Origin of the sequence: Haloferax profundi, assembly GCF_001469865.1 — an archaeon.
Classification (GTDB): domain Archaea; phylum Halobacteriota; class Halobacteria; order Halobacteriales; family Haloferacaceae; genus Haloferax; species Haloferax profundi.
Genome location: NZ_LOPV01000378.1, coordinates 12,581 through 38,097, shown reverse-complemented (window position 1 = coordinate 38,097; position 25,517 = coordinate 12,581). Strand labels below are relative to the sequence as shown.

Here is a 25,517-nt window from a genome sequence, read left to right as displayed (position 1 = left end):
GTCGGGCCTGTTTCGTGTGTTCTCTCCGCGACGCATCCACCGTGTGACTTACCGGTAGTCTACTCGTCGTCCTCTCCGTCACCCTCCCCCTCGTCGCCGCTACGTCTCGTTTTCCGCCCGCGCGTCCGTCACGTCTTCGAGCGTCTCGTCCGAGACGGTCGCAGAGATACGGACGCCGACGAGACTGATGACGATACCCGCGAGGATGAACAACACCAGTCGTTGCACTGGCGATAGTTCGAGTCGTCCGAAAAGGACGAGGTGTGCGAGTTCACCCTGTCGTTCGAGGAGGAACCCCGCGAACCCGCGGAGGACCAACCCGATGGCGATGACGCCGAACGGGAGGTTCATGTACGAGGTGGAGACGACTTCGTTGCCGATGAGTTCGTCGAGGAGGCGTCCCGCACTGGCGGTGAGTGCCGCGAGCGCCAACCACGGGACAGTGTGGTAGACGAACAGGAGCGACGGGACCAGCAGTTCCTCGCTGGTGTTCTCCGGGTTACGAATCGCCAGCGCACCGAGGAACAGACCGACGATAGCCAGTCCCGCGGCGACGGCGTAGGTGACGACTGACACCTGTCCGGAGTAGAGTGCGTCGCGGACCTGTTCGGGTGCGTTCGAGAGGAACTCGTCGATTGCGAGCCCCTTGTAGAGGAGAACCGCACCGAGAAGCGCTGCGAGTCCTGCCAACGCGACTGCCGGCGTGAACTGCACGAGTAACAACGGCAAGAGTAGCAACCCGACGCCGACGGGAACGAGGACCGTCGAACGCAACTCCTCGTCGGCGAGGAACTGCTTGAGTAGGTAGTACGTCGATTCGATGTCGTGTGCCTGCCGAACGACGACGCGGTCGACGGCGTCGACGCGCAGTCTGCTCTCGACGACGGGGACGAGTCGTTCGTCTTCTGCGCTGTCGATGACGACGACAGCGGACTCCACGTCGTACGTCGCAACCAACTCGTCGAGTTGGACTGCGACTGCTCTGTCTGCACCGACCGCCGTCTCACTGGTCCCCGAGATGACGGCGACTTCGGCATCCTCACGTTCGTCCCGGAGTTCCCGAGTGACGCGCAAGGCTTCGAGAAGGCAGTTGACGCTCGAATCCTCGGGGTCGGCGAGGCCGACGTCGGTGACGAGCGACCGAACTGCTTCCCACCCGACGACGGGCGTCGAGAGTCCGGACTTTCGGCCGATATCGTTCGCCCGGTCGACACAGAGGACGAGCGTTGTCACGTGGAAGATGAATGCAGTCGCGGGCTAAAAAGCCTCCCAGTCGTCAGAAGCGAAACGAAAAGCCGTCGTCCACGTCGAGCGACGAAGCGATGCCCGCTCCGAAGGCGTACGCTACGCCCTCGGCGCCACCGCGGAGTCGCTCGGCGAGACCGACTTGCGGGGTGAACTCCTGAACCGAAACCTCGTCTCGGTCGAGGAGTTCGGCGAGTCTGTCTTCGACGTCGTCGCGCGTCCCGAGTGAGTCGACGAGTCCGAGTTCGTGTGCCTCGTCGCCGAGGTAGACTCGCGCTTCGGTATCCCGAATCGTCTCGGGGTCCATGTCGCGGCCTTCGGCGACGCGTTCGACGAAGTCCTCGTAGTAGTCGTCGATGAGGCCTTGCAGGTAGGCGCGTTCGTCTTCGGAGGGTTCTTTCAGGACGTTCCCGGCGTCTTTGTACTTCCCTGCTGCGAACCGCTCGTAGGAGATGCCGACTTTGTCCGCGAGTTCAGACGCGTTGACCGACGACCCGATGACACCGATCGACCCGACGATGCTCGCGTCGTGCGTCCACAACTCGTCGCACCCGCTGGCAATCCAATAGCCACCGGAAGCGCACACGTCGGTGGCGTAGGCGACGGTCGGGCCGTCGAATTCGGCCGCGGCGCGTCGGATATCGTCGCTCGACAGCACCTCGCCGCCGGGCGTGTTGAGTTTGATGAGGAGTGCTTCGGCGTTCTCGTCGTCCGCAGCGGCGTCGATTTGTTCGACGATATCGTCTGCGGGCGTCCCACTCCCTCGACCCGGTATCGGCCCAGACCCACCGTCGCGGGAGATGGGTCCTTCGACGGCGACTTCGGCCACATCGTAGGAGGGGAACGCCGACGCTGCGAGTCTGCCACCGACGCGGAGTGCGACGACGACAGTCCCGACGACCAGAAGGACGCCGAAGAGGTCGGCGAGGTCAGTCGGAACCGAGAAGAAGAGCACCCAACCGACGAGTGCTGCGAGCACGGTCACGACGAGTACGACAGCGAGTCGGAAGAGACGCGTGAGTTGGTCCGTCACGGTGAGTCACCCATACCTGTGGCTCCGGGCGCGGGCGCTATAAAAATGACACGTCGCGTGTGCGACGAAGAGAGAGAAGTAAACCGAGCTTAGAGCAGACCGGCCTTCTGCAGCTTCATGAGGTCCTCGGTCTCGAGGGTCTCGCCTTCCTTGAACTTCTGGTAGATCTCCTCGGCCTCGGCCTTTGCGGCCTCGCGCTCTTCGGCACGGGAGTCCTTGCGCTGGCGCTCTTCCTTCTTGTCGAGTTCGCGGAGGCGCTTCTGGACGCGGACGAAGTCCTCGTGGTGGCGGTCGGCCGCTTCCTGGGCCTCGACGAAGAGCTCGTGCATCTCGTCGGCCTTGTCACGGATGTCGTCGGCCTCGCGGTAGGCCTCGATCATCTGGTTGTGGTGCTCTTGGGCGTCGTCAGCGAGTTCGGTGACTTTCTGGTGGTGCTGGGACGCTTCGGAGCGGACCTCTTCGGCCTCGGCGATGAGCTCTTCGAGGTCACCGCTCTCTTCGACCTTGTCCTTCTTCTGACGAAGTTCGTCGCGCTTGTTCTCGATCTTCTCGATGAGTTCGCGCTCGTCTTCTGTCGAGAGAACTTCGGTCTGCTGGCGGAACTCGAGTTGCTCGATCTCCTCTTTGAGCTCGTCGATGTCCTTGCCGTCGTCGAGTTCGAGGTCGCTCTTCATCTCGTCGACCTCGTCGAACAGCTCGTTCGCCTTGGCGTTGAGCTCGTTGCGCTTGTTCTTGTGCTCCTGCACCTGCGAGTTCATCTCGTCGCGCTGCTCGCGGTGCTTCTGCGCCTCGTCGACCTTCTCGCGAGTCATCGCGTTGAGGTCGTCGCGCTTGGAGGCGCGTTCAGAAGCCATCTGGTTCAGTTCGTTGCGGCGGTCACGGAGTTGACCGGCAAGTTTGATGAGTTCGCCTTTCGAGCCGCTCTCGAGCTTTTCTTCTTGGAGATCGATGTTTCGTGACTCTTCGAGTTCCTGGACGTCGAACTCGGCAAGCACTTCCTGCTTCGTTACCATGCGTAATCAATCCTCGATACCATCACCGCTCCGGGCGTGGCGGCTGCTCGTTGGAGTGCAATCGACCGTGGATAAGAATTCCCGATCATTCTGCGTGCTATGCCGCCGGAACGCCGGAGGCGCTCAGGTACATGTTCATACAAGCGTCTGGCTAATAAATACTTCGGTGACTATTCGGGTGAAAACAGTTACCACACCGCTCGTACCCGGCGTATTTGCCATGTTACCCATTACCATAGAAGTATATAAAAAGCGCTCGAATCGAGGGTGCTAAACCGACCCATCACGCACGGCACAGCATGGACGAGGTCATCCGCGCCCGCGGGCACGAACACGTGCGCGCCGAACACGTGAGTACGTTCGAAGTGACGAGTGACGATTGGTTGACCCCTGCTGGTGACTGCATTCTCGCCATCGAGGCCGACCGAACGCCCGCCGACTTCGCCGACGAGTTCGTCGACGCGTGCCAGACCCACGACGCGACTATCGCTGTGACCGTGACCGTGGAGACAGGTGAGCAGACGTACGAGCAGACCGTTCGCGGGCGAGGCCACCCCGACTTGACCTTCGACGGCGACCGAAGCATCGTCTTCCGGACGAGTGACTACGTCGACGACCGAACCGGGATGGTCGGAGCCGACCACGCGGCGGACGGGTTCGACGACGAACTCGTCGCAGCGCTGGCATCGGGTGCCGACCTCACGCTCACGATTCGCGTCGAATAACACCGGAGAGTGCTTTTCACCGTCGGGTCGTAACTGCTTCTCATGCCCGAAGAACCCTCTGAAAACATCAGTGGTGGCCCTGCCGGAGGTGGCCGAGACGCCGTCTTCGAGGCGGCGACGTCCGAAGGTGCGACCCGTGCAGAAGTCGTGGTCGACCGACTCGGTGACCTGTACTGGCGGAAAGCCTACGGCGGACAGGGTGGCTTCGAGTGTCTCGTCCGAACGATTCTCAGCCAGAACACGAGCGACAAGGCCAGCCAACCCGCACACGACGAGTTGATGGCTCGTTACGGTGACAGTTCGACAGACGATTCGAGTGAGACTGTCTCGCGAGAACACGACCTCGCCGAATCACTCGCCGCCGCGGACCGCGACGAACTCGTCGACGCGATTCGCTCGGCCGGTCTCTACAACCAGAAGTCGAGCCTCATCATCGGCGTCGCCGAGGACGTGCTGGCCGACTTCGGGAGCGAAGCAGACTTCGACCGCTACGTCCGCGACGCCGACCCGTCAGAGGTCCGTGACCGACTGCTGGAGATGAAGGGTGTCGGCCCGAAGACGGCAGACTGCGTCTTACTCTTCGCGGGCGGACGCGGTGGTGTCTTCCCCGTCGATACGCACGTCCATCGAATCACCCGTCGCATCGGCCTCGCACCCGCTGACGCCGACCACGAGACGGTCCGGGAGTATCTCGAACACGACGTCCCGGCGGAGAAGTGCGGGTTCGGCCACACCGCGATGATTCAGTTCGGCAGAGAGTACTGTACGGCGCGAAAGCCTGCGTGTCTCGACGGGACAGACGAGTGTCCGATGGCGGACGTGTGCGACAGAGTCGGTGTCGATTCAGAGACGATGACCGTCGTCGACCCCTCCTCGGTAGACAACTAACACGCCTTCGTCTTCAGGCCACTCACCGGCGACCCGTCGTCTTCGTAGGACGAATCGAACCCAGACGGTTCGAACATCGGGAGGTTCATCGAGTAGTCGTAGACGACGCTGAACCGCGAGAACGGGTTGGAGAGGAACTCCGTCGCGGGGCCGACGCCGTCGAACGCGACACCGGCGCGGAGTTGGATGATAGACTCGTTGCCGATACCGCCGCTCGCTTCCATCCCGAATCCACCCGCTTCACCGAGGTTCTCGAACATCGAGAGGAAGACCACGAGGTCGATGCTGGCACCCTCACTCCCGATGTCGAACTGGTGACCCTCGCCGGGGAAGCACGGCGAAGTTGGTCCACTCGCCGCAGCGACGGGCGCAGTCGCGACTACGGCCACCAGCACGAACGTCACTCCGAGACGAGTCGCAGCGTGCATACTGTCGCTTCTTCGTTCTGATAATTAAGCGTACGCTGCTATTCTCAGGACTGATACGGTTCGGCCGACCGACTGGTTTCCTCGGCGGGGTTATTCTCTGCCGGCCAACTGGTCGACGAGTTCGTCGAGGACGGCGTCTGCGCTAGCGAGGTTCGTCGCGAGCGGTGTCTGGTGAACGTCACAGATGCGCAGGAGTGCGGTGATGTCGGGTTCGTGGGGTTGTGCAGTCAGTGGGTCGCGGAGGAAGATGACGCCGTCACAGGTCTCACTCGCTATCTCCGCACCGATTTGCATGTCGCCGCCGAGTGGCCCCGACTGCTTGCGTTCGATGTCGAGTCCCGTCGCGTCGATGAGTCGCTGTCCCGTCGTCCCCGTCGCCATGAGTTCGAACTGTTCGAGGTCATCCTTTCGTTCCTCGGCGAACTCGATGAGGTCCGGTTTCTTTTCGTCGTGGGCGATAAGCGCGAGGCGCATGGCTGTCACTCGTTCGAGAGTGATGATTAATGTTCGCCCGGTGACGACCGAGAAAACCGGTCTGTGCCGAGAGCGACGTCGCTACTTGAAGCGGAACGTCTCGAGGTTCTTCGGCGCGAACGTCCGCATGTTGTAGTTGTGGTAGAGCGCCGACGAGAGGTCCTGCACGGAGCGTTCGTCACCGTGGACACACAGCACTTTCTCGGGACGGGGGTTCATCGTCTTGATGAAGTTCTCGAGGCCCTGTCGGTCGGCGTGACCGGAGAACCCGTCGACCGTCTCGACGTCCATCTTGAGTTTCAGGGTGTTCGAGCGACCCGTGTTGTCGCGGTCGTTGACAGGAATCTCGTCCCATCCGTTCTGGATGCGACGACCGAGCGTCCCCTGTGCCTGGTATCCGACGAACACCAGTCGGGATTTCGGGTCGGGGCCGAGGTGGCGGAGCCACGACATGATGGGACCGCCGGTGACCATCCCTGAGGTGGAGAGGATGATAGCCTGGTCGCCGTCGGCGACGTCCTGTCGCTCTTCTTCGCCGCCGTCGATGTGGTTGAACTCCTCGGCGAGGAACGGATTTTCGTCCTCGTGGAAGATGCGGTCACGGAGTTCGTCGCGGAGGTACTCGGGATAGGTCGTGTGGATGGCCGTCGCCTCCCAAATCATCCCGTCGAGGTGGACGGGCATCTCCGGAATCTTTCCGTCGCGCATCGCCTGTTCGAGGACGAGCATAATCTCCTGTGACCGACCGACTGCGAACGCCGGGATGACGACCTTTCCGCCGCGGTCGTACGTCTCGTTGATGACTTCGATGAGTCGCTCTTCGGAGTCTTCCTGGTCGGTCTGGTAGTCGTTGCGACCACCGTACGTGGATTCGAGGACGAGCGTCTCGACGCGCGGGAAGTCGTTGACAGCGCCGTTGAACAAGCGCGTGTCGTCGTAGTGGATGTCACCGGAGAACGCGACGTTGTAGAGGCCGTCGCCGATATGGAAGTGCGAGACGGCAGAGCCGAGGATGTGACCCGCGTTGTGGAACGTGAGTTTCACGTCCGGGGCGATGTCGGTCACGTCGCCGTATTCGAGCGGGATGGTATGCTTGATGGCCTCGCGAACCATCTCGGATTCGTACGGCGGCGCACGACCTTCTTTGGACGCCACGTCGAGGTAGTCGAGCGTCAGGAGACCCATGAGGTCACGGGTGGGTTCGGTCGTGTAGATGGGGCCGTCGTAGCCGTACTTGAACAGGAGCGGAATCAGTGCCGAGTGGTCGAGGTGAGCGTGGGTGAGGACGACGGCGTCGAGAGAGTTCGCGCCCGACCCGAGTGCTTCGGGGACTTGGAGATACGGGACGTCGTCGGACCCGGGCTTGTCACCACAGTCGATGAGGATGCGTGTCTCGGGCGTCGAGAGAATAAAGGAAGCGCGCCCGACTTCGCGGCAACACCCGAGCGTCGTGATGCGGACCCACTCGTCGTTGGAGAGTTGCTCGCGGTGAATCTGTCGCCCAGTCCGTTCGAGGATTCGGCGACGGTCCTCACGTTCTTGTTTCAGGAAGTTGCGGACGTTCGAGACGGTCGAAGACTCGATCGGTGGTGTGCGAACGACTTCGGGTGTCCAGCCGACTTCCTGGGTAATCTCTCGGAGGGTCGACCCGTGCCGGCCGATGACCATCCCTGGCTTCTGCGCCTCGATGACGACTTCGCCCGTATCGACGTGGAAGTCGAGGTCGGTGACGCCTGCTTCCTCCGGAATCACGTCCAGAATTTTCGGTTCGGCCTCGCGCGGGTCGGACAACACGTCCGGGTCGGGTCGAACCGTGATTCGCTTTCGAAGCTTACTCGCCAGTTTCCGGATGAGGTCGCCGTTCTTGGCGAACTTCTTGGGGTCACGTGTGTAGACGACGAGTTCGGGACCCTCGTACTTGACGTCGGAAACCGAGATGTCGCGCGGAAGTTCGTTCGTAATCTCTGCCTTCAGATTCTCGAGTTGTTTATCTACGGAGCTCATAGTTACGAGCGACCCACCCGGTCCAGCGCCGGTAGGTCTCGGGACCCGCTGCCTCAGGAGTGGTAACGCGAGACGGTCCACACGTGGTGGTTCCGTTCTCGGGCGACTGCGAAGAGAGCATAGTGAACTGAATACGGTGGAATCTCGACCGCGGGAAGAGGCAGGGAAAACCCGCTTATCCGGATGTACCGTGTCGTCACTATAAAACCCTTCGCAAAACCGAAGCATATCGCCGCCTTTCGGAGTGACATGGAACTCACGCCAGCGGCCGTGACCGACGAACATCGATGGGTTCGCGAACGGGCGGACACCATCGTCCCACTCATCAACGAGACTCGTCGCCGACTCGGGGAATTGTTCGACACGCGCGTGGGCGAAGTCGACGAAGCAGCCTATCTCGCCGCCGTCGACGAGGTGTTCGCCGAGGGAGACGTCGGCGTCAACGTCGCCGCCTACGTCCGTATCCTCCGCGAACTCGACGTCGAAGACGACTACCCGGGGTTCGTCGTCGACGAGGTGCTCGGCCGGAAACTCGCAGCGACCATCGCCGGCGGCGACCCGTTGGGCCTCCTCGCGGAAGCGACGTTCCACTTCGCCGACGTCGCCGTCCACAACGACGGTCCTGCCGGACTGGACGATTTAGATGCCGCGCTCGCAGCAGGGTTCCAGACGATACTTCCCGGGTGGTCGTGGCGTGAGCGCGACTCGCCGTTCGACAGTACACTCTAACGGAACGGGACGTTCGGAGAGTCAGTCAGGTCCGCTCGAAAAGTAAAGTGAAAAGTCAGCCGAGGGGTGCCGGTTACCACTCGACTCGTATCGGACCGTTCGACCACTCGGACTCCGACTGTGAGACGAGTTCGTCTAATCGGGCACGAAACGCACCGACGCACTCCTCGCACGCGGTGACGTACGAGAGGACGCCGTCTTCGTACTCCGCCATCACCCCACGAGGGACCCGGCGCGTCGTCCGTTCTGGGCCCATTCGACCGACACCTCGCGTGATGGGGTCGCCCAACCCCGGGAGGTGTCTGCCGTGGTCTGCGCTCCACCGCGCGTACGACGAGAGTTTGTCACGGATGCGACGTTCTCGGGGCGTGAGTCGCCCCGAAAGGTCGACGAACCGGTCCCACGTCTCGACCGTGTACTCGTCGACGACGCCGTGTTCGACCGCATCGTCCAGTCGCGCCACCACCGCGTCGAACTCGTTTCGTTTGCCAGATGGCACCCAGAGTTCGACCCGGACCGGCCGGCTCGTTCGAGTCGGACGCTCACCGCTCTTGGTACTGTCTATTGCTAACACGCCAACCACCAGTTCTGGGGTACGATACCCCACGATATGTAACTATGCGTCGTTCTGAACGTACGACACTCGGCCGAGATTGGTGATAGAAGAGACAGGTGTCACGTCGATATCTGGCGCTGTGGTCGACCGACGAGTGTCGTCTTCGGTGCCGCACCCCCTTCGGGGCGTTTAAGGGTTCGCTACGGCTACCGATGGGCAATGAGCGACGAGCAGGAACTCGGTATCACCGAGTCGAAGCAGTACAACACGGGCGAGTGGTACGCCGAGGTCGTCCAGAAGGCGGGCCTCGCGAACTACGGACCCGAGGGCATGAGCGGATTCATCGTCACGCGACCGCGCGCGTACGCCCTGTGGGAGCGAGTTCAAGGGTACCTCGACGGCCTGTTCAAGGACACCGGCGTCCAGAACGCGTACTTCCCGCTTTTCATCCCCGAGAGCTATCTCGAACGCGAGAAGGACATCGTCGAAGGGTTCGACCCCGAAGTCGCGTGGGTCACGCACGCGGGCCGAGAGGAACTCGAAGAACGTCTCGCCGTCCGTCCGACCTCCGAGTCTATCATCGCACCCTACATGGCACAGTGGGTCCGTAGCCACCGGGACCTGCCCCTCCGTGTGAACCAGTGGGCCTCCGTCGTTCGCTGGGAGGCGACCGAGACGAAACCGTTCTTCCGGACGAAAGAGTTCCTCTGGCAGGAGGGCCACACCGCACACGCCACCCACGACGACGCGTGGGACGAGACGATTACCCGCCTCGACCAGTACGAGTCCGTCTACGAGGACTTGCTGGCGATTCCAGTCCTGCGCGGCGCGAAACCAGACCACGACAAGTTCCCCGGCGCGCACACGACGACGACGGTAGAAGCACTCATGCCCGACGGCAAATCGGTGCAGGCAGGAACCTCGCACCACCTCGGAACCGGGTTCGCAGAAGCGTTCGACCTGACGTACACCGACGAAGACGAGGAGACGCAAGTCGCACACACCACCTCGTGGGGCCTCTCGTGGCGCTCGCTCGGCGCACTCATCATGACGCACTCTGACGACCAGGGTCTCGTCTTGCCCCCGACGGTCGCCCCCGAACAGGTCGTCATCGTCCCCATCTGGCAGGCAGACACCCAAGAGAAGGTCCTCGAATACGCCGAGGGAATCGCCGAGGAACTCGAAGATGCCGGCGTCCGCGTCGAACTCGACGACCGCGACGAACGCAACCCCGGGTTCAAATTCAACGAGTGGGAACTCAAGGGCGTCCCCGTCCGCTTCGAAATCGGCCCGAACGAAGTCGACGACGACGTCGTCACCGCCGTCCACCGACCCGACGGCGAGTCGGTCGAACTCGACCGCGAGAACATCGCAGAGGCCGTCTTCGAGCAGTTCGACGAAGTCTACGCGAAACTCTACGCCGCCGCCGAGGAGAACCTCGAAGCGAACGTCCGCGAAGCGTCCTCGCGCAACGAGATTCTCGGAACCATCGGCCAACACGGTGGGTACGTGAAGGCACCGTGGTGTGGCGAGGAGTCGTGCGAAGAGGAAATTAAAGAGCAAATCGCCGCGGAAATCGTCATGGTTCCCCTGAACGACGAAGAAAGTGAGATTCACCACGACGAAGACTGCGCCGTCTGTGGTGAGACCGCAGAAGAGACCGCGTACTTCGCAAAGTCCTACTGAACCGACAGTAGAAGAGTCCTACACGGTCTTTCGTATTCTTCGTCACACGTCGAAGTGTGTTTAGTGTCTATACCAATACTCGATATGTCCTTATATGATATTGTAACACCCTTATGGTTTCAGGAAAAGTTGCTTATGGGGGTAGTGAATCTACTGAGGTATGACCAAGCCACACATAGACGCACCCTCTGCTCGTTGCGGGTTGGCCGACCCGACGGACGAGCGCTCGAACTGCGGCGTTGGGGCCGTCGTAGACCTCGAAAACGGCTCCTCGCACCGAGTCGTCGCAGACAGTCTCGAACTCCTCGAAAACCTCGAACACCGCGGCACCACCGGGGCCGAGGAGAACACTGGCGACGGCGCTGGCATCCTGTTTCAGCGTCCAGACGCCTTCTTCGACGCCGTCGTCGACGGTGACCTGCCCGACCTGTACGCCGTCGGGTCGGTGTTCATGCCAACCGACGAAGAAGTCCGCGAACGCGTCTCGGCGGTTGTCGAAGACTCGCTCGAAGAACACGGACTCGACGTCTTCCACTGGCGCGACGTGCCCACGGACAACTCAGGGCTCGGCGCGACTGCGCTGGAGTCGGAACCAGACGTCTGGCAGATGCTCGTCGAACCCGCAGACGAGATGGACGAAGACGCGTTCGACCGAGCACTCTACGTGGGTCGACGCGCCGCCGAGAAGGCCGTCGCAAACCTGACCCTCGACGGTGTCGGTCGCTTCTACGTCTGCTCGCTGGACCGCAAGACCCTCGTCTACAAGGGACTCCTCACGGCCGAGCAACTGCCCCAATACTACCCTGACCTCGCCGACGAACGGTTCGAGACCGAACTGGCACTCGTCCACGCCCGGTTCTCGACCAACACGCTGGGCGCGTGGCACCTCGCCCACCCGTACCGACAGGTCATCCACAACGGCGAGATAAACACCATCCGCGGTAACGTCAACTGGATGCGTGCGCGTGAGACGGACCTTCAGAACGCCGCGTTCGGCGACGACATCGAGACGCTCAAGCCGATTACGAAGGCCGACCAGTCCGACACCGCGAGCGTCGACAACGTCGTCGAACTGCTCCTCAAGAGTGGTCGCGAACTCCCGCACGTCCTTCGGATGCTCATTCCCGAAGCGTACCGAAACGACGACGCCATGGACCAGTCGCGCCGCGACTGGTACGACTTCCACGCCTCGCTGGTCGAACCGTGGGACGGTCCCGCACTCGTCGCCGCAACCGACGGTGACCGCATCGCGGCGGTCCTCGACCGCAACGGCCTCCGCCCGTGTCGCTACGAAGTGACGACGGACGGACGCCTCATCGTCGCCAGCGAAGTCGGCGCACTCGACACCGACCCCGCCGAACTCGAATCGCGCGGGCGACTCCGCCCCGGTGAAATCTTCATGGCCGACCCCGAGGAGGGGCGCGTCATCCCCGACGCCGAAGTGTTCGACTCGCTCACCGACGACAAGTACGGCGAGTGGGTCGAAGAACAACAGCGTCACCTCGACGATATCGCCGACCACACCGACACGAACGCCCGCGGCAACGTCAAGCAACTTCGCGCCACGCAGGCGGCGTTCGGCTACACGCACGACCAACTCAACCACATGATAGAACCCATGGCCCGCGACGGGAAGGACCCCGTCGGGTCGATGGGTGACGACACGCCGCTGTCGGTCCTCTCCGAGTTCAACCGGCCGCTTTTCACCTACTTCAAGCAACTGTTCGCGCAGGTGTCGAACCCGCCGATAGACTACATCCGCGAGAAGTTGGTGACGAGTCTAGAGTCGCGGCTTGGCTTCCAGCGCAACCTCCTCGACGAGTCAGAGGACCACGCGCGGCAACTCGTCCTCGACTCGCCCGTCCTCACGGACGCGCAGACGGCCGCCATCAAGGACATGGACGGCGACATGACGAGCACCGTCGTCGACATCACCTACGAACGCGGCGAGGACCTCCGCGACGCTATCGAGTCGGTACGCGACGCCGCCGCAGAAGCCATCGAAGACGGCGCGGACATCGTCGTCCTCTCCGACCGGAACGTCGGCCCTGACCGGGTCGCTATCCCGAGTCTCCTCGCGACGGGCGCGGTCCACCACAGTCTCGTCCGCAACGGCCTGCGCAACCGCGCTGGCCTCGTCGTCGAATCCGGTGACCCCCGCGAGGTTCACCACCTCGCGACCCTCGTCGGGTACGGCGCGGGCGCGGTGAACCCGTACCTCGCGTACCAGACCATCGGTGACATCGTCGCCGGCCCCGACGGGGCAGACGAAGGGGCCGCAATCGAGGCGTACATCGGAGCCCTCGAAGACGGCCTCCTCAAGACGATGGCCAAGATGGGTATCTCGACGGTCGAAAGCTACCGCGGTGCCCAAATCTTCGAAGCGGTCGGCCTCAGTTCCGACTTCGTCGCCGAGTACTTCGAAGGGACCGAGATTCGCACGGAAGGTATCGGCCTCGACGTCATCGAAGGCGACCTGCTCACTCGCCACACCGCCGCGTTCGGCGCAGACCCCAAACTCGAACGGCAGGGTGAGTACGAGAACCGCTCCAGTGGCATCCACCACGGCTGGAACCCCCAGACCGTCGGAACGCTCCAGCAGGCCGTCCGCGCCGGCGACTACGAGAAGTACAAGGAGTTCGCCGGGTTGGTCAACGACCAGTCTGAGGACTTGCTGACGCTCCGTGGTCTCCTCGAATTCGACCCCGACCGCGAACCGGTCGACATCGACGACGTCGAACCTGTCGAGTCCATCGTCAAGCGGTTCTCGACGGCCGCGATGTCCCTCGGTAGTCTCTCGCCCGAGGCACACGAGAACAACTCCATCGCGATGAACCGCATCGGCGGCAAGTCCAACTCCGGAGAGGGTGGCGAACCGCCAGAGCGCTTCGGCACCGAGAAGGAGTGCAACGTCAAGCAGGTCGCATCCGGCCGCTTCGGTGTCACCTCACACTACCTCTCGTCCGCCGACGAGATTCAAATCAAGATGGCACAGGGGTCGAAGCCCGGTGAGGGCGGCCACCTCCCCGGCAAGAAGGTCAACGAGATGATTGCGCACGTCCGCTATGCGACGCCGGGCGTCGGTCTCATCTCTCCGCCACCCCTGCACGACATCTACTCCATCGAAGACCTGAAGCAACTCATCTTCGACCTGAAGTCCGCCAACCCCGACGCCGACATCAACGTCAAACTCGTCTCCGAGGCCGGTATCGGCACCATCGCCGCCGGCGTCTCGAAGGCGAAAGCCGACGTCGTACACATCTCTGGCTACGACGGTGGGACCGGTGCGTCGCCGAAGACGTCCATCAAGAACGCAGGCCTCCCGTGGGAACTCGGCCTCGCCGAGGCGAACCAGATGCTCCGCGCGACGGGACTCCGCTCTCGTATCCGCGTGTCCGTCGACGGCGGCATGAAGACCGGCCGCGACGTGGCAGTCGCTGCCCTCCTCGGCGGCGAAGAGTACGTCTTCGGGACGGCCTCACTCGTCACGTCTGGCTGTGTGATGGCCCGGCAGTGCCACGAGAACACCTGCCCGGTCGGTGTCGCCACGCAGGACGAGAACCTGCGCCGGCGCTTCCCCGGCCAACCCGACCACGTCATCAACTACATGACGTTCATCGCGCAGGAACTCCGCGAGATTATGGCCGAACTCGGCTTCACCTCACTCGACGAGATGATTGGCCGTCCGTCGCTCCTCCGCCAAATCGAGTCGGACCACGAGAAGGCGAAGCACCTCGACCTCTCGGCGGTCCTCGCGGAACCCGAATCCGGCGCGCGCCGGAAGACCGAAGACCAGGTCCACGCGGACGTGGACACGCACGTCGACCACAAACTCATCGACGAAGCGAGTAGCGCTATCGACGACGGCGAACCCGTCGTCATCCGCCGCGAACTCTCGAACGTCGACCGCGCCGTCGGTGCGATGCTCTCGAACCGTATCTCGAACACCCACGGTGGCGCTGGTCTGTCGGACGACACCATCCGCTGTGAGTTCTCCGGCATCGCCGGCCAGACGTTCGGTGGGTTCCTCGCGAAGGGCGTCACGATGCGCCTCACCGGGGCCGCGAACGACTACGTCGGCAAGGGTCTCTCCGGTGGCCGTGTCATCGTCCAGACGCCCGCCGAGGCCAACTACGCCGCCGACGAGAACATCCTCATCGGCAACGTCGCACTCTACGGTGCCACGCAGGGCGAGTGTTACGTCAACGGCCTCGCCGGCGAACGCTTCGGCGTCCGCAACTCCGGCGTCCAAGCCGTCGTCGAAGGCGTCGGCGACCACGGGTGTGAGTACATGACCGGTGGCGTCGTCGCCGTCCTCGGCGAGACGGGTCGCAACTTCGCCGCAGGCATGTCCGGCGGCGTCGCCTACGTCTACGACCCAGACGACGAGTTCGCCGCGAAGACGAACACCGGCATGGTGACGCTCGAAGACCACCTCGACCAGTCCGACGAGAAGATGCTCACGCGTCTGGTCGAGAACCACCACGCGTACACGGACTCCGACCGCGCAGCAGCACTGCTGGACGACTGGCAGAACGCGCTCGACGACTTCGTGAAGGTGATGCCCGACGCATACGCCGAGGTCATCGCCGAAGACGCGCAGCAAGACGTTCGGTCCGAACTGCCTCCGAAAGCGGGTGCAATCGTCGACACCGCAGCCGACAGAGTCGGTGCCGCGACCAGCGACGACTGAACGACACGTCGACTCCCGACCGTTTTTTCGACGAACTGTGGCGACCAGCGTCGCCAGTGTTGTTCTCTCGTCGAGACGGTCGTAGACTGGTCCCCCTCTTCGAATCTGTAATTGGTTAGAAATCGTCAACGAGCCTATAAGTGTCGACACGCCATACAGAGGGGTATGAGTGACGCCGAAGCTCCCGAAGGGCGCATCGACGAGACGACCACGTGGCCAGACTTGGCGATTGGCCTCTACGACCGACTCACTGGACGCAACGCCGAGATTACCTACGCGTTCGACGACATGGCTATCGACGTTCCGAGCGGTACTGGCGAGGACGCCGAACACGCCCACTGGCGACTCGACGGAACTGTCCGAGTCACCACTCGTGAGCGAAAGTAATCTGGTCGCGCCACTGTCGGTCGACACGGAAGACCTCACTCTGTCCGTTGCAGGCGTGTCGATGCCTGTCTATTCGACCGGAGACCGGCTGTTCGTGGAAGTGCCGACGGTGTGGAGTGCGCTCCGGGCCGTTCGTGCTGCCGACGTCGACATCGACGACGTCACCCGAGTGTTGACCACGACAGCGTTGACGACTGAAGTCAGGGTCCGAGGACGGACCGTCGCTGTCGTGGGGACTGGTTCCCATCCGGGCTTCGTCTCTCGCAAACTTGGTATCGCCCCGGCAGAGTTCCGGGTCGGTGGCGCGCTCACAGCACTCGGCGATGGCGTGAGTGCCACCGTAGAGCGGGTCGCTTCGATGCTCCGCTGAGACCATTACAGCAGGTCCGGCAGGTGGCGACTGACCGACATCGACGCCCCCAACTCCTTTTAACACACACCGCCGAGAGCATCCGATGTGCCCCGCGAATACGACAAACTGGTTCGTGACGATATCCCCGAGATAATCCGCGAATCCGGCGAGACACCCGTCGTTCACGTCGCCGACGCCGACGACTTCGACCGTCGACTCGGCGAGAAACTGGTCGAAGAAGCCGAAGAGTTCGCCGAGTCGGGAGCAGTCGAAGAACTCGCCGACGTGTTCGCCGACGTGTTCGCCGTCGTGGATGCGATTCTCGCGCGGCGTGAGAGCGACTGGGACACAATCCGTGACCTCGCTGCCGAAAAAGCGGCTGAACGCGGCGGGTTCGACGATGGAATCGTCCTCGAACGCGTCGAAGAGGGACGGCCAGACGCCCGCTGACCCCCGCCCCGGCCTGACAGTCGGCCACCGCCGCCGATTCTCCCACGTTTTTCACCGCGCACCCCTTCGGCCCAGATATGGACAATGCGCTCGTCATCGGCGGCACCCGCTTCATCGGCCGTCACCTCGTCTCGGACCTCCTCGACCACGACTACGACGTGACCATCTTCAACCGCGGGAACCACGACAATCCCTTCAGCGACGACCCGCGCGTCCAGCACGTTCAGGGTGACCGAACCGACGACGAAGCCCTCCGCACGGCGAAACTGACCGTCGAGCCCGACGCCGTCTTCGACTGCGTGGCGTACAAACCACGCGAAGTCGCCACTGCGGTCGATATCTTCACCGACGTCGACGCCTACGTCTACATCTCCAGTGGGGCGGCCTACGGCACAGAAGAGATTCCGAAGCGCGAGGGCGTCACGGAACTCTGTGACTGTACCGACGAGCAAGCGACCGACGACTCCCACGAGAGTTACGGCCCGCGGAAGGCAGAAGGTGACCGCGTCGTCTTCGAGGCGGCGTCGCGCGGCATCGACGCGATGTCGGTCCGGCCGTGTATCGTCTACGGCCCGCACGACTACACCGAGCGACTCGACTACTGGATCGACCGCGTGCTGAACTACGACCGAGTCGTCGTCCCCGGCGACGGCACGAACATCTGGCACCGTGCCTACGTCGAAGACGTTGCCAGCGCGATGCGCGTCGTCGCCGAGGAGGGCGAGGCGGGCGAAGCGTACAACGTAGGTGACCGACGACTCGTGACGCTCGAAGAGATGGTCGAGGTCATCGCCGACGCCGCCGGAACCGACGTGGAAGTCGTCCACGCGGGCGAACGCGAACTCGCAGCGACTGACCTGACCATGGACGACTTCGTCCTCTATCGCGACTACCCGCACGTCCTCTCGACGGAGAAACTCGCCCGTCTCGGGTGGGAGTCGACGCCCGTCGACGAGGCGATGCGCCGGTCGGTCGACGACCACCGGAAGAGCGACCGCGATGGGTCCGAACACGACCCCGGACGAGACGCCGAAGAACGCGTCCTGTCTATCCTCGACACGCTCTGAGGCCGGCCGAGTCGACACGGCAGTACGACGAGAGACGCCGCTATCGACGGCCAAGGAACGTCGCGAGAGAGACCGATGAGAGTGGTGTGGGGACCGGTGTTACTGGCTCAGTTCGCCGCCGTGTTCCATCTCGGGGACTTCGTCTTCTAACCACTCACGGAACCACTTGACGCGCTTGAGTCGCTGGTGTGCGATGCTCTGTGCCCTGTCGGATTCGAGACGACGGGAAGCGTCGCGGCCACGTTCGAAGACGCGTTCGACCATCTCGGCGGCGTCCATGTGGGTCCGCGCCTCGTAGCCCATCCGCAGGAGCATGAGTGCGGTCCCATTGGCACCGATTTTGTCGAGGATGTCCGCTTCGATGAGACACTGCGTCTCCAGCGAGACGTCGCCGAGTGAGCCTTGATACGAGTGGTCGGCGACGACCTGACACACCTGTTCGACGAACGACTCGGGGTAGTCCCCGTGCGTCTTGAGGAACTCGCGTGCGACGCGCGCGCCCTCTTCGGCGTGAATCTCTTGTTCCGCTTCGAGTTTCGAGATGTCGTGGAAGAGGGACGCGACGCGAACCACGTCCACGTCTGCACCTTCGCGTTCGGCGATGTCTGTCGAGAGGGCGACGACGTTGAGAATGTGGTTGAAGCGGTACTCCGCAGAGTGCCACGGGTACCAGCGCATCCGACCACCGTCGTCTTCGTTCTCGACGCTCGCGGAGAGATAGTCCGAGACGAAGCGCTTCATGTCTTCGAACTCCGCGTCGGAGACGGCCGACTCTTTGATTTCAACGCCCACGGAACCACCCCAGTGGGAGTTGGCGAGTACGTATTCTCATTACTCAGAATGAGGACCGTTCCACTCTTAGGCGTTACGACACCCTCAGTCACCGAAACGCCGTTGTCGCCCGAACTCGGCACGTCTGACGGCCCCCATTGGCAGTGACTATCATCCCGATTTCGTCGCCATACCGGAGGGTCACAGCTAAATCGCCACCTCGCATCGCACACGACATGACCGACGCGCGCTACCTCGACGACGCCACTCGCCTCACCTTCGAGGCGACAGTCGAAGCAGTCCGCGGCACCGACCGTGTCGTCCTCGACCAGACGTACTTCTACCCGACAGGCGGCGGCCAACCGAACGACACGGGGACGCTCTCGGGAACTGACACCGAGTGGGCCGTCACCGACGTCGTGAAACGCGACCGAATCGAGCACGTCGTCGACGGCGACGCGCCCGAACCGGGGACGGTCGTCACTGGCCGAATCGACGCGGACCGTCGCCGCGCCCACATGCGCTACCACACGGCCCAACACCTCCTCTCTGCGGTCCTCTTGGACGAGTTCGACGCCGAGACGACCGGCAACCAACTCTACGCCGACCACGCACACCTCGACTGCGCCTACGACCGATTCGACGACGAAGACCTCCAGACTATCGAGACTCGATTGAACGACCTCGTCGCGTCTGACCTGCCCGTTCGGTGGTACACCCTCGACAGAGACGAAGCAGAGGCGACGCTCGACCCTGAGCGCACCCGACTCCACCTCCTTCCCGACTCGATTCGAGAGGTCCGAATCGTCGAAATCGGCGACGAAGACGACCCGTTCGACCGGACTGCCTGTGCGGGGACACACGTCGAATCGACGGGCGAAATCGGAACGGTCGTGCTCACTGGACGCACGACACAGGGGGCTTCACACGAACGCGTCGACTTCGTACTCGAATGAACGTTCGTCAGGTCATCCCGAGAGACGCAATCCCGAGCGTGGACGACCCCACGTTCACCGAGACGTACGGCGGTCCCGACGACGACGAGGTCATCTCGCTCACCGTGGACGGCGAGACGCGGGCCTACCCCGTCAGGTACCTGCACTACCACGAAATCGTCAACGACGTGGTTAGCGGGGTTCCTGTGGCGGTGACGTGGTGTCCACTCTGCGGGAGCGCCGCCGTCTACGACCGGCGAGTGGACGGTCGAACCCTCGAATTCGGCGTCTCGGGGAAACTCGCAGACGACGACCTGGTGATGTACGACCGTGAGACAGAGTCCGAGTGGAAGCAATCCCTCGGCGAGTGCATCGCGGGCGAACTCGAAGGTACCTCGCTATCTGTCCGTCCCGCCGCCGTGACGACGTGGCGTGCCTTCTCCGATGCGACACCAGACGGGCGTGTCATGCGGCCACCGGGTGGCACGAGCGAAGCAGCAGGCGAAGGCGACGACCCGGAACCCATCGACTACGACGTCGAACCGTACGAACACTACTTCGAGATGGACGGATTTGGTCTCGGCGCACATCGTGGAACCGGCGGGCGAGAATGGGACGACTCGCTCGACGGCATCGAACCGAAGTCCGTCGTCCTCGGCCTCGACGTCGACGACGACCCGGTGGGTGTTCCACTCTCGGTAGTCGAGTCCGCCGGCGGTGTCGTCACACTCGCCGTTGGAGACGAATCGGCCGTGGTCTTCGCCACGAACGCCGGTATCCACGCCTTCTCGAATCCAGACCTCGTGTTCGACCCGGGTGGCGACGACCGGACGTTCCACGCAGATGGGACTGACTGGGATGGAGCGACAGGAGACGCGGCAGATGGTCGCTCGCTCGAACGCCTGCCAGCACGCCGTCTCTTCGCGTTCGCGTGGCGCGACGACCACGGTGCAGACGCGTTCTACGTCGAGTAATCCCCCTCAGTCGGTCGGTTCGCAAACCCACCCGTCTCTGACGGGAATGAGGTCGTATCCGTGGTCTCTGAGGAGTTCCTTCGCTGCCGATTCGTCGTGCCCGCCGCGCGTGTCGTGGACCTCGAAGTAGACGTTCGGCCGGTGTGCTTCGAGAACGGACTCGGAACCGCTGAGAACGTTCAGTCCAAATCCTTCGACGTCTATCTTCAGGTGGTCCGGTGGCGGGACTTCACCGTCGGCGACGAGTGAGTCGAGACGCCGCATCGGAACCTCTTCCGTGTCGACGACGCGTGCCGTCCACGCACTCGCGTGGTCGGGTGAGAACGACCCCAACTCGTCGTAACTGGAGACGTGAAACCGACTGGTTCCGTCCGAGTCGCCGAGGCCGCACTCCAACACGTCGATTCGGTCTTCGAACCCGTTCACCTCGACGTTCGCTCGCAACTGGGCGGCAACGTCCCCGTTCGGTTCCATGGCGACGACTTCGACGTTCGGTGCTTTGGCCGCCGCCGCGAGTGTGTACGTTCCGGTGTTGGCACCCACGTCGACGACGACGTCTCCGTCACGAAGGTACAACAGGAGTGCTTCGAGGAGCACGTCGTTTCCGTGTCGGTTGTACAGTTCGTAACTGCGGAACGAGGTCTGGCCGACGTGTTTCTTCGTCGCGAGGAGTCGCCGCTGGTAGTTGGCGCGAACGAGCGCATAGTGAAACGTAAACGAGAGGTGGCGAAAGGCCGAAAGCGGGTGGAGAAACGACACCTTATACGTCTGTCATGGTGAATCGATAAAAATCAATAGGACTGTTCGTGACGACGTCACTTCGTGGCTCACTGGTCGCCATAGAACGAGTATCCTCAGGCGGATTCGAACCGCGAGAACTCCCGTTGCTCGTTCTCTGGGTGTCGAATCCGGTCAGACTATTCGCTCCTCACCTTCGTTCGTCGCAGAATAGTCCCAGGCGGATTCGAACCGCGACGACTCGAATCCTCTCGTCGTCTGGGCTCGAATCGCCTTTTGTCACGAATTCGTGGCTCACCGTTCGGTTCGCCACAGAATTAGTAGTCCCAGGCGGATTCGAACCGCCGTCAACGGCTCCAAAGGCCGCTATGATTGGCCACTACACCATGGGACTGCACTCAGCTCGCCCCACGTAACTCGCAACCTCTCCGAGATTGCTCACCACCATGGGACTGCACTTCGTATATGCAGGTAGCGCGACGGCGACACAATAAGCTTACTTTTCGCGTCGGGTCGTCACCCATCAAATTCGGTCGACGTGAGCGGGACAGTTGCTACCACGACACGGGAGCAGTCACCGAAGGGCGAGGTTCGACTCGCGACGCCTTAATAATACGACACATTCCCACAATCTTGGAATGTCTGTGCAATAATATCCCCTTTCGACTCCTACACCAGCATGTGAACCACCCATGACTGGCTACGCAATTGTACTCGAATCCGCACGTCTCGAACGGCTCCAGGCCGTTGGCAACATCGCAGCAATCGCCGCTGCGTCGGAGGTTCCGGTTGACATCTTCGCAACCATGGGCGGTCTTGAGGCGTTCGATAAAGAGCGCATCGCGTCGATGGACTACGAGATGGGCGAAGTCGGCCAGGCGATGATGCAAGCAGAGGGCATGGACATGGCAATGTTCTACGAGAACATCGCGCAGGCGAAAGAACTCGGCCCGCTCAGCGTCTACGCGTGTGAACTGTCCATGGACATGCTCGGAAAGTCCCTCGACGACTACCACGAAGTCTTCGACGACGTGCTCGGCGTCTCTGGCTTCCTGACCCACGCCGAAGACAAGCAGGTGATATTCGTCTAAGCGCTGTCCCGAGTGGCCGAACATCACCGACGAATCGCCATCCAACCACGACTTACCAACACAATCCACGACAATGAGCGAATCAATCCAACCCGACGTGACCGTCGACTCCCGCGGTGCGACCTGCCCCGGTCCTCTCATGGACCTCATCGGCAAAGTAAAGAAACTCGAACCCGGCACCGTCGTCGAACTCCTGACGACGGACAGTTCGTCCAGCCACGACGTCCCCGAGTGGGTCGACAAGGCCGGCCACGAGACGCTGGACGTCGTCGAACACGAAGACGAGGGCTACTGGTCCGTCTTCATCGAGACCACGAAGTAACGCCCACGACGCCCGGCCTCACGGCCGAAGCATCCAACAGTATCCACATTCACTATGACAGAACGAATTGTAATCGTCGGTGGCGGCACGGGCGGGACTGTCCTCACCAATCGACTCACCGACGAACTCGCCCACGAAATCGACGCCGGTGACGTCGAAGTGACGCTGGTCAACGACACGCCGGAACAGACGTACAAGCCGGCGTTCCTCTACGTCGCCTTCGGAAAGAAGACGATGCACGAGGCGCGCCGTCCACTCTCGGACCTCGTCGACCTCCGGCACGCGAACCTCCTCGTCGACCGTGTCACCGGAATCGACACCGAGTCCAAACACCTGACGCTGGCGAAGGACGATGGTGGACTCGACTACGACCACCTCGTCCTCGCGATGGGTGCCAACCTCGACCCGGACGAAGTGCCAGGGCTCAAAGAGGGAGGGCACCACTTCTACGGCCCCAACGGCGCCGAGAAGCTCCGTGACGCCCTCGCTGGCTTCACCGAAGGCCACGTCGTCCTCTCGGTCATCGGCGTCCCGCACATGTGCCCCGCGGCACCTGTCGAGTTCGTGTTGATGGCAGACGCGTGGTTCCGCGAACGCGGCATCCGCGACCAGGTCGAGATTACGTACACCTACCCCATCATGCGGGCACACGGTATCCAGTCCATCGCCGACTGGGCGACCGAACTCTTCGACGAACGCGACATCAACTTAGAGACGTTCTTCAACGCCGAGGAAATCGACCCCGAGGCGAACGTCGTCAAGACGATGGAAGGGACCGAACTCGACTACGACCTCCTCGTCGCCATCCCGCCACACACGGGCAGCGAACTCGTGTCCGACGCGGGTCTCGGCGACGATGGCTGGGTCGAAGTCGACAAGAACACGCTCGAAGCGAAGAACGCCGACGACGTGTACGCAATCGGTGACGTTGCCGACCTCCCCACCTCGAAGGCAGGGAGTGTCGCCCACTACGCGGCCGGCACCGTCGCCGCCCGACTCGCGAGTCGCGTCCGCGGCCTCGTCCCCACCGAAACCTACGACGGCAAGACCATCTGCTTCATCGAGAGCGGGATGGACGAAGCCACGTTCGTGGAGTTCGGGTACGGCGACGAACCGGTGGTCCGCGAACCATCGCAACTACTCCACTGGAGCAAACTCGCGTACAACGAGTCGTACTGGCTCACCGCCAGAGGACTCATCTGAGGTGAGACGATGAGTGATTCATCCACCGAGACGACAGAGACGGAGCGCGAAGAGACCACCGTGAGCGACGATGAGACGACCACGACAGAGTCCGAGGTGTCCGACGAGGTGGAGACTGCCGACGAGGCGCGCGACGCGCTCGAAGCGGCTATCGCCGAACACCCCGACGAAGTCGTCGCGTTCGTCGAGCGAGTAGGGCTGCTAAACGAACTCCTCGACGCGACGTCGCTCGCCACGTCCGCCATGGACGACGAGATGGTGACCAAACTCGCCGGCACCTCGTCGCTGCTGATGGAGTCGGCAGACGGCCTCGCCACCCGGGAGATGTCCCACCTTGCGGGCGAAGTCGGTGAGAACGCAGGCGAGCTCGAGAGCGCCCTCGAGAAGCTCATCCGCCTCGAACGGGATGGCACCCTCGACGAACTCACGCAGGCGGCCGACGCCATCACCCTCGCCACGTCCGCGCTGGACGACGAGATGGTGATGAAGTTGGCCAAGACCGGGAGTTCACTGGGAGAAGTCGCCGACACGGCGAGTGACCCAGACACCGTCCGCGCCATCCAGACGATGCTACGCGGCATGGGCGAAGCGGGGAGCGAACCACCGAAACGGACCGGAACCATCGGCATGGTTCGGCAACTCCGCGACCCAGAGGTCCAACGTGGCATGAACTTCCTGTTGGCACTCGCCCGTGGTATCGGCGGTGACCTCGACACCCTCGACGAATCGCGTGCGTAGTCACCTGAACGCCCTCGGGGAAATCCCCGAACGAATCCGTCTCGTATTTTTGTAGAATCAGTCGGCGGCTTCTGTCTCTGTCTCCGCCTCAGCACCACACACGTCGAGATACTGGCACGCGTCCGTCTCGGGGTCGAAACAGTCGGGGCACTCCGAGTTTCGGTCGACGATGGTGTCGAGTCGGCCCGCAATCATGTCGTCGATGACCGGTTCGAGTTCGCGGGCCTCGGCGCGGAACTCCTCGACGTCGAGGACGTTCGAGAGGAACCGTTCGATGATGCAGTACGTCTGGAGCGCATCGCGGGCGCGGATGATTCCCTCGTCGGTCAGTGTGACACCCTTGTACTTCTCGTGTTCGGCGAGACCACGGGACTCGAGTTTTCCAATCATCTCGTTGGCACTCGCCGGACTCACGTCCATCATATCCGCGAGCGCACCCGTCGCCGCCGGGCCGTTTTCCATCTCTTGCAGCAGGTAAATCGCCTTGACGTATTGGTCTGCGGTGTTCATCGTGTCACTCGCGCTCTTCCATGATTTGCGTCACTTTCTCCACGCCCTCGGCTTCCTCGTCGCGAATCGCAGCGAGCGTTGCGACGAGTTCCTCGCGGTCGATGGTGAACTGTGCGTCGCTCGCCTCGATAGCCTCGATGACGTCGTCGTAGAACTTGTAGGCTGTCTCTTCGTTACAGAGTTGGTCGTAGAGGACGCCGTCGAAGTCTTCGGGCTTGGTCTGGCCGTACTGCGCTTCGACGAGCGCCTCTATCTCTTCGAACGGCACGCTCTCGACGTCTAATCGGTCGATGATTCGTTCGAGTCGCTCTCTGTGCTCGGCCGACTCTTCGGCGGCGTGTGACAGGAGGTCACGAATCTCCTCGTCGAGTTCCTCCTCGTCGAGTTCTTCGTGGTGGTGGTAAGCGCGTGCCTCCACGACTTCTTCGAGGACGATTCCGATTTGGAGCAACCGAGCGAGTTGGTGGTCAGAGGTGACCTGATACCCGACGCTCACCGGCGAAAC

The 25,517-nt window shown here is 62.5% G+C and carries 26 protein-coding genes and 1 tRNA gene; 15 read left to right on the top strand and 12 right to left on the bottom strand.

Features of this window, described 5'->3' with window-relative positions; all coding sequences use genetic code 11:
• Positions 1–99: 99 nt before the first annotated feature.
• From AUR66_RS13595 to AUR66_RS13585, 3 genes are all read right to left on the bottom strand, one after another.
• The gene (locus AUR66_RS13595) at positions 100–1,233 is read right to left on the bottom strand and encodes a DUF373 family protein (RefSeq protein WP_058572849.1); all 1,134 of its coding nucleotides are present in this window, start codon (positions 1,231–1,233) and stop codon (positions 100–102) included.
• Between the two features lie 43 nt (positions 1,234–1,276).
• A complete protein-coding gene (gene sppA, locus AUR66_RS13590; RefSeq protein ID WP_058572848.1) occupies positions 1,277–2,278 on the bottom strand; it encodes a signal peptide peptidase SppA in 1,002 nt (333 codons plus the stop codon).
• Positions 2,279–2,367: 89 nt separating this feature from the next.
• Positions 2,368–3,291, bottom strand: coding sequence for a coiled-coil protein (locus AUR66_RS13585; RefSeq protein WP_058572847.1), 924 nt, complete (start codon positions 3,289–3,291; stop codon positions 2,368–2,370).
• 299 nt (positions 3,292–3,590) lie between these two features.
• Between AUR66_RS13585 and AUR66_RS13580 the strand changes: the two genes are divergently transcribed.
• Both AUR66_RS13580 and AUR66_RS13575 read left to right on the top strand, forming a co-directional pair.
• Positions 3,591–4,016 carry a DUF371 domain-containing protein gene (locus tag AUR66_RS13580; protein ID WP_058572846.1) on the top strand — a complete coding sequence of 142 codons (426 nt, stop codon included), beginning with the start codon at positions 3,591–3,593 and terminating at the stop codon, positions 4,014–4,016.
• 42 nt (positions 4,017–4,058) lie between these two features.
• Complete coding sequence (locus AUR66_RS13575; RefSeq protein ID WP_058572845.1) at positions 4,059–4,904, top strand: endonuclease III domain-containing protein; 846 nt, start codon at positions 4,059–4,061, stop codon at positions 4,902–4,904.
• Here AUR66_RS13575 and AUR66_RS13570 read toward each other — a convergent pair.
• The 3 genes from AUR66_RS13570 to AUR66_RS13560 all read right to left on the bottom strand — a co-directional run bounded on the left by AUR66_RS13570 (position 4,901) and on the right by AUR66_RS13560 (position 7,810).
• A complete protein-coding gene (locus tag AUR66_RS13570) occupies positions 4,901–5,332 on the bottom strand; it encodes a DUF7332 family protein (RefSeq protein WP_058572844.1) in 432 nt (143 codons plus the stop codon). The genes AUR66_RS13575 and AUR66_RS13570 overlap by 4 nt on opposite strands.
• 90 nt (positions 5,333–5,422) lie before the next feature.
• Positions 5,423–5,806: a methylglyoxal synthase gene (locus tag AUR66_RS13565; protein ID WP_058572843.1), complete on the bottom strand. Its 384-nt coding sequence runs from the start codon at positions 5,804–5,806 to the stop codon at positions 5,423–5,425.
• Positions 5,807–5,887: 81 nt separating this feature from the next.
• Positions 5,888–7,810: a beta-CASP ribonuclease aCPSF1 gene (locus AUR66_RS13560; RefSeq protein WP_058572842.1), complete on the bottom strand. Its 1,923-nt coding sequence runs from the start codon at positions 7,808–7,810 to the stop codon at positions 5,888–5,890.
• Positions 7,811–8,059: 249 nt separating this feature from the next.
• On the opposite strand from AUR66_RS13560, the gene AUR66_RS13555 reads away from it, so the two are divergent.
• The gene (locus tag AUR66_RS13555) at positions 8,060–8,539 is read left to right on the top strand and encodes a hypothetical protein (RefSeq protein ID WP_058572841.1); all 480 of its coding nucleotides are present in this window, start codon (positions 8,060–8,062) and stop codon (positions 8,537–8,539) included.
• Positions 8,540–8,612: 73 nt separating this feature from the next.
• Here AUR66_RS13555 and AUR66_RS13550 read toward each other — a convergent pair whose 3' ends face one another.
• Positions 8,613–9,104: an HTH domain-containing protein gene (locus tag AUR66_RS13550; protein WP_058572851.1), complete on the bottom strand. Its 492-nt coding sequence runs from the start codon at positions 9,102–9,104 to the stop codon at positions 8,613–8,615.
• Positions 9,105–9,314: 210 nt separating this feature from the next.
• Between AUR66_RS13550 and proS the strand changes: the two genes are divergently transcribed.
• The 6 genes from proS (at position 9,315) to AUR66_RS13520 (ending at position 17,730) form a co-directional block, all read left to right on the top strand.
• The gene (gene proS / locus AUR66_RS13545; RefSeq protein ID WP_058572840.1) at positions 9,315–10,781 is read left to right on the top strand and encodes a proline--tRNA ligase; all 1,467 of its coding nucleotides are present in this window, start codon (positions 9,315–9,317) and stop codon (positions 10,779–10,781) included.
• A 160-nt stretch (positions 10,782–10,941) separates the two neighbouring features.
• Positions 10,942–15,474, top strand: coding sequence for a glutamate synthase large subunit (gene gltB / locus AUR66_RS13540; protein WP_058572839.1), 4,533 nt, complete (start codon positions 10,942–10,944; stop codon positions 15,472–15,474).
• Between the two features lie 165 nt (positions 15,475–15,639).
• Entirely contained in the window at positions 15,640–15,861 is a 222-nt protein-coding gene (locus AUR66_RS13535) for a hypothetical protein (RefSeq protein ID WP_058572838.1), read from the top strand.
• Entirely contained in the window at positions 15,848–16,231 is a 384-nt protein-coding gene (locus AUR66_RS13530) for a hypothetical protein (RefSeq protein WP_058572837.1), read from the top strand. The genes AUR66_RS13535 and AUR66_RS13530 overlap by 14 nt, the downstream gene beginning before the upstream one ends.
• A gap of 87 nt (positions 16,232–16,318) precedes the next feature.
• Positions 16,319–16,663, top strand: a complete 345-nt coding sequence (locus AUR66_RS13525) for a nucleoside triphosphate pyrophosphohydrolase (protein ID WP_058572836.1) — start codon at positions 16,319–16,321, stop codon at positions 16,661–16,663.
• Between the two features lie 77 nt (positions 16,664–16,740).
• Positions 16,741–17,730 carry an NAD-dependent epimerase/dehydratase family protein gene (locus AUR66_RS13520; RefSeq protein WP_058572835.1) on the top strand — a complete coding sequence of 330 codons (990 nt, stop codon included), beginning with the start codon at positions 16,741–16,743 and terminating at the stop codon, positions 17,728–17,730.
• Positions 17,731–17,829: 99 nt separating this feature from the next.
• Here AUR66_RS13520 and AUR66_RS13515 read toward each other — a convergent pair whose 3' ends face one another.
• Positions 17,830–18,522, bottom strand: coding sequence for an HD domain-containing protein (locus AUR66_RS13515; protein WP_058572834.1), 693 nt, complete (start codon positions 18,520–18,522; stop codon positions 17,830–17,832).
• Between the two features lie 215 nt (positions 18,523–18,737).
• On the opposite strand from AUR66_RS13515, the gene AUR66_RS13510 reads away from it, so the two are divergent.
• Positions 18,738–19,457 carry an alanyl-tRNA editing protein gene (locus tag AUR66_RS13510; RefSeq protein ID WP_058572833.1) on the top strand — a complete coding sequence of 240 codons (720 nt, stop codon included), beginning with the start codon at positions 18,738–18,740 and terminating at the stop codon, positions 19,455–19,457.
• Positions 19,454–20,410 (top strand): DUF3179 domain-containing protein, encoded by a 957-nt coding sequence (locus AUR66_RS13505; RefSeq protein ID WP_058572832.1) that lies wholly within the window; start codon positions 19,454–19,456, stop codon positions 20,408–20,410. The genes AUR66_RS13510 and AUR66_RS13505 overlap by 4 nt, the downstream gene beginning before the upstream one ends.
• A 6-nt stretch (positions 20,411–20,416) precedes the next feature.
• Here the strand turns inward: AUR66_RS13505 and AUR66_RS13500 are convergent, their stop codons facing one another.
• Together AUR66_RS13500 and AUR66_RS13495 are read right to left on the bottom strand one after the other, a co-directional pair.
• Entirely contained in the window at positions 20,417–21,169 is a 753-nt protein-coding gene (locus AUR66_RS13500) for an FkbM family methyltransferase (protein WP_058572831.1), read from the bottom strand.
• A gap of 300 nt (positions 21,170–21,469) precedes the next feature.
• Positions 21,470–21,542 (bottom strand) — tRNA-Gln (locus tag AUR66_RS13495).
• Between the two features lie 298 nt (positions 21,543–21,840).
• Here AUR66_RS13495 and AUR66_RS13490 point away from each other — a divergent pair.
• The 4 genes from AUR66_RS13490 (at position 21,841) to AUR66_RS13475 (ending at position 24,502) form a co-directional block, all read left to right on the top strand.
• Complete coding sequence (locus AUR66_RS13490; RefSeq protein ID WP_058572830.1) at positions 21,841–22,239, top strand: hypothetical protein; 399 nt, start codon at positions 21,841–21,843, stop codon at positions 22,237–22,239.
• A 73-nt stretch (positions 22,240–22,312) separates the two neighbouring features.
• Positions 22,313–22,561, top strand: a complete 249-nt coding sequence (locus tag AUR66_RS13485) for a sulfurtransferase TusA family protein (RefSeq protein ID WP_058572829.1) — start codon at positions 22,313–22,315, stop codon at positions 22,559–22,561.
• A 54-nt stretch (positions 22,562–22,615) separates the two neighbouring features.
• A complete protein-coding gene (locus AUR66_RS13480) occupies positions 22,616–23,764 on the top strand; it encodes an NAD(P)/FAD-dependent oxidoreductase (RefSeq protein WP_058572828.1) in 1,149 nt (382 codons plus the stop codon).
• 9 nt (positions 23,765–23,773) lie between these two features.
• Complete coding sequence (locus AUR66_RS13475) at positions 23,774–24,502, top strand: DUF1641 domain-containing protein (RefSeq protein ID WP_082682214.1); 729 nt, start codon at positions 23,774–23,776, stop codon at positions 24,500–24,502.
• A 57-nt stretch (positions 24,503–24,559) separates the two neighbouring features.
• Here AUR66_RS13475 and AUR66_RS13470 read toward each other — a convergent pair whose 3' ends face one another.
• On the bottom strand, positions 24,560–25,012 hold the full coding sequence (locus tag AUR66_RS13470) for a metal-dependent transcriptional regulator (RefSeq protein ID WP_058572827.1): 453 nt from the start codon (positions 25,010–25,012) through the stop codon (positions 24,560–24,562).
• Positions 25,013–25,016: 4 nt separating this feature from the next.
• Entirely contained in the window at positions 25,017–25,508 is a 492-nt protein-coding gene (locus AUR66_RS13465; RefSeq protein ID WP_058572826.1) for a rubrerythrin, read from the bottom strand.
• Positions 25,509–25,517 lie beyond the last annotated feature (9 nt).

Bases quoted from the DNA above. Each gene is read 5' to 3' on its own strand.
- AUR66_RS13585 (WP_058572847.1), bottom strand. From the start codon at position 3,291: ATGGTAACGAAGCAGGAAGTGCTTGCCGAGTTCGACGTCCAGGAACTC.
- AUR66_RS13580 (WP_058572846.1), top strand. From the start codon at position 3,591: ATGGACGAGGTCATCCGCGCCCGCGGGCACGAACACGTGCGCGCCGAA.
- AUR66_RS13575 (WP_058572845.1), top strand. From the start codon at position 4,059: ATGCCCGAAGAACCCTCTGAAAACATCAGTGGTGGCCCTGCCGGAGGT.
- AUR66_RS13570 (WP_058572844.1), bottom strand. From the start codon at position 5,332: ATGCACGCTGCGACTCGTCTCGGAGTGACGTTCGTGCTGGTGGCCGTA.
- AUR66_RS13565 (WP_058572843.1), bottom strand. From the start codon at position 5,806: ATGCGCCTCGCGCTTATCGCCCACGACGAAAAGAAACCGGACCTCATC.
- AUR66_RS13560 (WP_058572842.1), bottom strand. From the start codon at position 7,810: ATGAGCTCCGTAGATAAACAACTCGAGAATCTGAAGGCAGAGATTACG.
- AUR66_RS13555 (WP_058572841.1), top strand. From the start codon at position 8,060: ATGGAACTCACGCCAGCGGCCGTGACCGACGAACATCGATGGGTTCGC.
- proS (WP_058572840.1), top strand. From the start codon at position 9,315: ATGAGCGACGAGCAGGAACTCGGTATCACCGAGTCGAAGCAGTACAAC.
- gltB (WP_058572839.1), top strand. From the start codon at position 10,942: ATGACCAAGCCACACATAGACGCACCCTCTGCTCGTTGCGGGTTGGCC.
- AUR66_RS13535 (WP_058572838.1), top strand. From the start codon at position 15,640: ATGAGTGACGCCGAAGCTCCCGAAGGGCGCATCGACGAGACGACCACG.
- AUR66_RS13520 (WP_058572835.1), top strand. From the start codon at position 16,741: ATGGACAATGCGCTCGTCATCGGCGGCACCCGCTTCATCGGCCGTCAC.
- AUR66_RS13510 (WP_058572833.1), top strand. From the start codon at position 18,738: ATGACCGACGCGCGCTACCTCGACGACGCCACTCGCCTCACCTTCGAG.
- AUR66_RS13505 (WP_058572832.1), top strand. From the start codon at position 19,454: ATGAACGTTCGTCAGGTCATCCCGAGAGACGCAATCCCGAGCGTGGAC.
- AUR66_RS13490 (WP_058572830.1), top strand. From the start codon at position 21,841: ATGACTGGCTACGCAATTGTACTCGAATCCGCACGTCTCGAACGGCTC.
- AUR66_RS13485 (WP_058572829.1), top strand. From the start codon at position 22,313: ATGAGCGAATCAATCCAACCCGACGTGACCGTCGACTCCCGCGGTGCG.
- AUR66_RS13480 (WP_058572828.1), top strand. From the start codon at position 22,616: ATGACAGAACGAATTGTAATCGTCGGTGGCGGCACGGGCGGGACTGTC.
- AUR66_RS13475 (WP_082682214.1), top strand. From the start codon at position 23,774: ATGAGTGATTCATCCACCGAGACGACAGAGACGGAGCGCGAAGAGACC.
- AUR66_RS13470 (WP_058572827.1), bottom strand. From the start codon at position 25,012: ATGAACACCGCAGACCAATACGTCAAGGCGATTTACCTGCTGCAAGAG.